The 5,773-nt window shown below is 64.0% G+C and carries 5 protein-coding genes; all 5 read left to right on the forward strand.

Going from position 1 to position 5,773, the window contains the following annotated elements:
• Positions 1-1,532: DUF3141 domain-containing protein (locus GPT33_RS16605; protein ID WP_296811101.1), on the forward strand; the 1,532-nt coding region annotated here is incomplete at its 5' end.
• A 125-nt stretch (positions 1,533-1,657) separates the two neighbouring features.
• The gene (locus GPT33_RS16610; RefSeq protein WP_296811103.1) at positions 1,658-2,608 is read left to right on the forward strand and encodes an alpha/beta hydrolase; all 951 of its coding nucleotides are present in this window, start codon (positions 1,658-1,660) and stop codon (positions 2,606-2,608) included.
• 74 nt (positions 2,609-2,682) lie between these two features.
• Positions 2,683-4,722 carry an acyl CoA:acetate/3-ketoacid CoA transferase gene (locus GPT33_RS16615; RefSeq protein WP_296811105.1) on the forward strand — a complete coding sequence of 680 codons (2,040 nt, stop codon included), beginning with the start codon at positions 2,683-2,685 and terminating at the stop codon, positions 4,720-4,722.
• 4 nt (positions 4,723-4,726) lie between these two features.
• Positions 4,727-5,365, forward strand: coding sequence for a hypothetical protein (locus GPT33_RS16620; RefSeq protein WP_296811107.1), 639 nt, complete (start codon positions 4,727-4,729; stop codon positions 5,363-5,365).
• Between the two features lie 167 nt (positions 5,366-5,532).
• Positions 5,533-5,773, forward strand: a 241-nt coding sequence (locus GPT33_RS16625) for a hypothetical protein (RefSeq protein WP_296811109.1), incomplete at its 3' end; no start/stop codon positions are given.

Here is a 5,773-nt window from a genome sequence, read left to right on the forward strand (position 1 = left end):
TGGGTGGCCTGGTCGGCGGCGCGACCACCGTGAAGCTCCTCTCGGATCTCGGCAACGGCCATTTCGACGGGGCCAACCTGGTCTCCAACTTCGAGCGCTTGAGCCCGAGCAATACCTGGTGGTCGAAGTATTACAGTCTCTGGGATCAGGTCGACACCGAGGTCCCGAGGTTCGTCGGCTTCGAGCGCTGGTGGGGCAGTTTCTACTACATGACCCCGGCGGAGATCAGCTGGATCGTCGAGAATCTCTTCGTCGGCAACCGTCTCGGGCGCGGCTGTGCGAATCTCAACGAACGCACCCATGTGGATCTGCGCAACATCAACTCCCCCATCATCATCTTCGCCTCGCACGGGGACAACATCACCCCGCCGCAGCAGGCGCTGGGATGGATCGCGGATCACTACAAGGATGTCGAGGAGATCCGGGCCCGCGGACAGCGCATCCTCTATACGCTGCACGAGAATGTCGGCCACCTGGGGATCTTCGTCTCCTCGTCGGTCGCCAAAAAGGAGCATGACCAGATCATCTCCACGCTCAAGGCGATCGAGGCCCTCGCCCCCGGGCTCTACGAGATGGTCATCGCCGAGGTCCAGGGAGAAGGGGTCGAGAAGTCCTTCAAGGTGGCCTTTGCCGAGCGCAGCATCGAGCAGATGATGGAGCAGACCGGCGGGGACGATTCCAATCGCCCCTTCGCGGCGGTTGCCCGCTTCTCCGAGATCGGCACCGAGATGTACGACCTGACCCTGAGCCCGTTGGTTCGGGCCATGAGCAACGAGACCAGCGCCAAGTTGCTCGCCGACACGAGCCCGATGCGGATGCAACGCTGGCTCGAGAGCGATCGCAACCCACTCATGCAGCCTCTCCAGGGATTGGCCGAAGAGGCACGCAAGCAACGTCGCCCGGCCGCGGACGACAACCCCTTCCGGATCATGGAGCGGGCCGGTGCCGGCCTGGTGACGCAGTTCTGGGACAACGCCCGCGACATGCAGAATGCCATGATCGAGTGGAACTTCCATCTGCTCTGGGGTGCGCCGCCCGTGCAGGCGATGGGCGAGCGGCTCAGCAAGACCGTCAGCGAAGCACCACGCGAGGATTTGCGGACCCTGACCTCGGTCCAGGATGCGCTCGATCGGATCGAGCTCGGGGACTTTGCGGACGGCGTGATCCGCATGCTGATCTTCCTGGCTCAGTCGCGCAAAGAGGTCCGGCGGTCCCGTCTGGAGCGCTCCAACCGTATGCTGATGGCGACCGAGCCCTTCGCGAGCATGAAGCCGAAGCACCGCACGCGCATGATCCACAAGGAAAGCCTGATCGTCGGTTACGAACCCGAGGCGGCACTGGCCGCCTTGCCGAAGTTGATCGTCTCGATGGAGGATCGGGGCCGCGCGATGGCCCTCTGCGAAGAAATCGCCGGTTCTCGCGACGAGATGAGTCCGGAGACGCTCGCGATGCTCGATCGCTTGGCCCGGGCGCTCGAGCTCGAGCCGTCGCCTGTGTTGGTCGAATCCGAGACCCTGCGTAAAATTGCCTGAGGGCTTGGTGGAGAGCGGGCAGGTCGGTCGACGGCGAGTCGACCTGCGCCCGAAATCGATGGCGAATCGGCCTGCAGCGACGGCCGCGCCGGCGCGGTCCAGCCGCGCTCGAACGGGGAGTGCGCATGACGAACGAGCGTGACGAGCGGATCCCGCAGCCTCTGCGGGATTGGCTCTTTGCCCAACGCGAGGCCAAGCACAAGGCCCGCGAGCATGGCTATCGACGCACGGCCACCAACACCCGCGAAGGATGGGATTTGCTGACCCGTCGTTTCGTCACCGAGTCCCCCGAGGTCGCCTGGGTGCGCGACGACCTCATCCCGGGTCCGGACTATCGGGTTCCCGTCCGCGTCTACCACCCGCAACCCGAGCGGTCGCTCCCGGTGGCGCTCTTCGTCCACGGCGGCGGCCATATTGCCGGCGGCGTCTCGCTCTACGATCCGATTGCGCGGCGCTTGGCGCTCGCGGCGAAGCGGGTGCTGGTCTCGATCGAGTACCGGCTGGCACCCGAATGCCCCTATCCAGCCGCACTCAAGGACACCATGGCCTGTGCAAAACGGGTTTTTCCGCTGCTCGAGAATCTCGATATGCCCCATGAGCCCCGCCTGGCCTTGATGGGCGACAGCGGCGGGGGTGCGCTCTGCGCGACCGTGTCGCACCTGGCGCAGTTCGACGCGGGCATGACGATCGAGCGTCAGGTGCTCCTGTACCCGAGCCTGGATTACACCTTGTCGCAACCCTCGGTGACCGAGAACGGCGACGGTTACCTCCTCGAGCGTGAGCGGATCCTCTGGATGTTCGATGCTTATCTCCAGAACGCCGAGGATCGGCGCGCCATCTCGCCTTCTTACATGGACCTGACCCCGGACTATCCCGCGACTCTGGTGATCACCGGTGAATTCGATCCACTGCGCGACGAGGGCATTGCCTATGCCGACCGCTTGGAGCTTCACGGGATCCGCGCCGAGAAGCGGGTCATGCCGGGAATGATCCATGGGTTCCTGAACCTAGAGGCCATGGTCCCGGAGACCTGTGCCGAGGTTTACGACACGATCGGTGCGTTCTTGAACGCATGATCGCCCCCGCAGGCATGCGCTGCGCTGAGTTAGACGCAGCGCAGCCGACTTCCAACAGCAGTCGAGACACATCCATGAGCACCACATCCGGACCCGCGCGTCTCGTATCCGACGCTACCGCCGACCGGGCGCCCAAGGCGCACCCGATGACCGAGCGCCCGTCCGGAGGCCAAGCCGAACGCGGCAAGCTGGTCACCGCGGCGGATGCCGTTCGGCTGATCCGCAACGGCGATACGGTCGCGACCGGTGGATTCGTCGGGATCGGCTTCGCCGAGGCGGTGGCGCTTGCCCTGGAGCAGCGCTTCCTCGACACCGGCGCGCCGCGTGACCTGACCCTGGTGTACGCGGCTGGCCAGGGCGACGGCAAGGAGCGGGGTCTGAATCACCTCGGGCACGCAGGTTTGCTGCGTCGAGTCATCGGCGGCCACTGGGGTCTCGTGCCGAAGCTCCAGAGCCTGGTCAACTCCGGGGCGATCGAGGGCTATAACCTGCCCCAGGGTGTCCTCGCCCATCTGTTCCGCGATATTGGGGCCGGCAAGCCGGGTACCATCACCCGGGTCGGTCTGGAAACCTTCGTCGATCCGCGCAACGGCGGCGGTCGGCTGAACGACCGGAGCACGGAGGAGTTGGTGCGCATCCTCGAGATCGACGGCGAGGAGTATCTCTTCTACAAGTCGTTCCCGATCGATGTGGCGATCGTCCGCGGGACCACCGCCGACCCGGACGGCAACGTCACGATCGAGAAGGAAGCGCTGGTTCTGGAGTCGCTCGCCCTGGCGACAGCGGCGCACAACTCGGGCGGCATGGTGATCGTTCAGGTCGAGCGGATCGCCGATCGGCACACCCTCAACCCGCGCCAAGTGCGTATCCCGGGGATCCTGGTGGATTGCGTCGTGGTCGCACCGCCCGAGCATCATTGGCAGACCTTTGCCGAGCCCTACAGCCCGGCCTTCAGCGCCGAGATCCGTGTGCCCATGCAGTCGATTGCCGCCTTGCCGTTGAACGCGCGTAAGGTGATCGCGCGGCGTGCGGCCTTCGAGCTGCGACCGAACGCCGTGGTCAATCTCGGCATCGGGATGCCCGAGGGGATCGCCAACGTGGCCAACGAGGAGGGCATCCTCGACTACGTCACCCTCACGGCCGAACCGGGTCTGATCGGCGGCCTGCCGGCCGGTGGGCTCAACTTCGGCGCCGGGACGAATATTGCGGCGCTGGTCGACCAGCCGGCCCAGTTCGACTTCTACGACGGCGGCGGGCTGGATCTGGCCTTCCTTGGTCTGGCGCAGACCGATGTGCAGGGCAACGTCAACGTCAGCCGCTTCGGTCCCAAGCTGGCCGGGGCCGGCGGCTTCATCGACATCAGTCAGAACGCGAAGAAGCTGGTCTTCGTGGGGACCTTCACCACGGCCAAGGGCGCGATCGAGATCGGCGACGGGCGGATTTCGGTCGGCGAGGGCGATGGCGGTCGCAAATTCATCGAGCAGGTGGAGCAGGTGACGTTCAGCGGCGAGCGTGCTCGCCGGCTCGGGCAGCCCGTTCTCTACATCACCGAGCGCTGTGTCTTCGCGATGCGTCCGGAAGGCATGACCCTGGTCGAGATCGCTCCCGGCGTGGATTTGGATCGTGACATCCTCGCCCACATGGGTTTCCGACCGCGGATCGCCGAACCCGTCAAGACCATGGATCAGCGGATCTTCACCGACCGTCCAATGGGGCTTGAGAAGGATCTGCTCGAGATCCCGCTTGCCGATCGTCTGGTCTACGAACCGGAGAAGAATCTGCTTTTCATCAATCTCGAGGCCTTCGCGGTGAACGAGACGAGCGACATCGCGCGAATCCGCGAGGCGGTCGAGTCCGTCGTCGAGCCCCTGGGTCACAAGGTCGATGCCATCGTGAACTACGACAATTTCATGATTCGGCCGGATCTCGTCGGCGACTACACGGCGATGGTCGAGGATCTGGTCGCTCGTTTCTATCGGGACATCACGCGTTACACCACCAGTGCCTTCCAGCGCATGAAGCTGGGCGAGTCGCTCGCGGCACGGGGTCTGGCCCCGCATGTCTACGAGAGCCGGGAAGAGGCCAAGCGCGGAATCGAGCGGATGAAGGGCTAACCCGATGGCCGTTGCACATCCGTTTCCGCGCAGGGCATTCCCTTACTTCAAGTGGACGGTCTTCAGCCTGCTCGGCGTCAATGTCTTCCTCTTCTTCACCGAGCAAACGCTGGTCGAGGGGTTGGACAGCCTAGCCTGGGTCACATTGCTGCTGTTGTTCGAGTGGGAGACCAGTCAGCTCGACAAGCCCTATGTCTCGCCTTGGGAGAAATGGGGCATTCATGCCGGGCGCATGCTGGCCTATGGCCTGATTCTGCACAGCGCTGCGGGATACGGGGCGGTGGACTATATCGCCGAGCATGGCCCGGTCGATCTCTGGAACGCTCTGACCTGGATCGGGATCGTGCTGCTCCTCGAGTACGATGTCTACTCGCCGGGCGAGTACGCCCGCTGGGAGTGGTATCTGCGCAACGGGGCCAAGCTGGTGCTCTACGCGGCCCTCTTCGTCTTCGCCCTGCTTTGGGGGCTCGACGGCGAATGGCTGGATACCTACGATGCCCTGCTCTGGATCCTCTGCTTCTTCGCCATCGAGATCAATGTGCTGGAATTCGAGGAGGATATTCCTTACCCCGGTACCCCGGAGGCTCAGGCCGCGACCGCCGCAGCATCCCCTGTCGCGGGTCCGGCGTCCGAGGAGGTCTAAAGGCGGCACGGAGGGCGTTGACCGGGTCGGGTTGTACACCTAGCCGTCATCTGTTGAACACATTCACCAGCTATCGTATGGCCTCACGCACGATGCGATCGATCATCGAGTCGAATTTTCGGACCGGGATGGAGTTGCCCCCCGAACGCATTTACTTGAGGCATCTCATGTCAGATTCGGATCGGAGAACACCCCTCGAGAAGGTCGAAGCACTCTACGAGGAGCTCGTCGACTGGTACGAGGAAGGTTCGGATCGCGAGATGCGCGCCGCATCCAAGCTGCTCATGATCGGCCTCCTCAAGCTCAAGGCGCATGGCGGATTCTGGTGGCAAGGACTCGTCGAGGATTACGTCTTGATGCTTAAGCAGGATCCCGAGCGATATGCGCGAATCCTCGAGGCTAACCGAG

The organism is Thiocapsa sp., from assembly GCF_011390875.1.
GTDB lineage: Bacteria > Pseudomonadota > Gammaproteobacteria > Chromatiales > Chromatiaceae > Thiocapsa.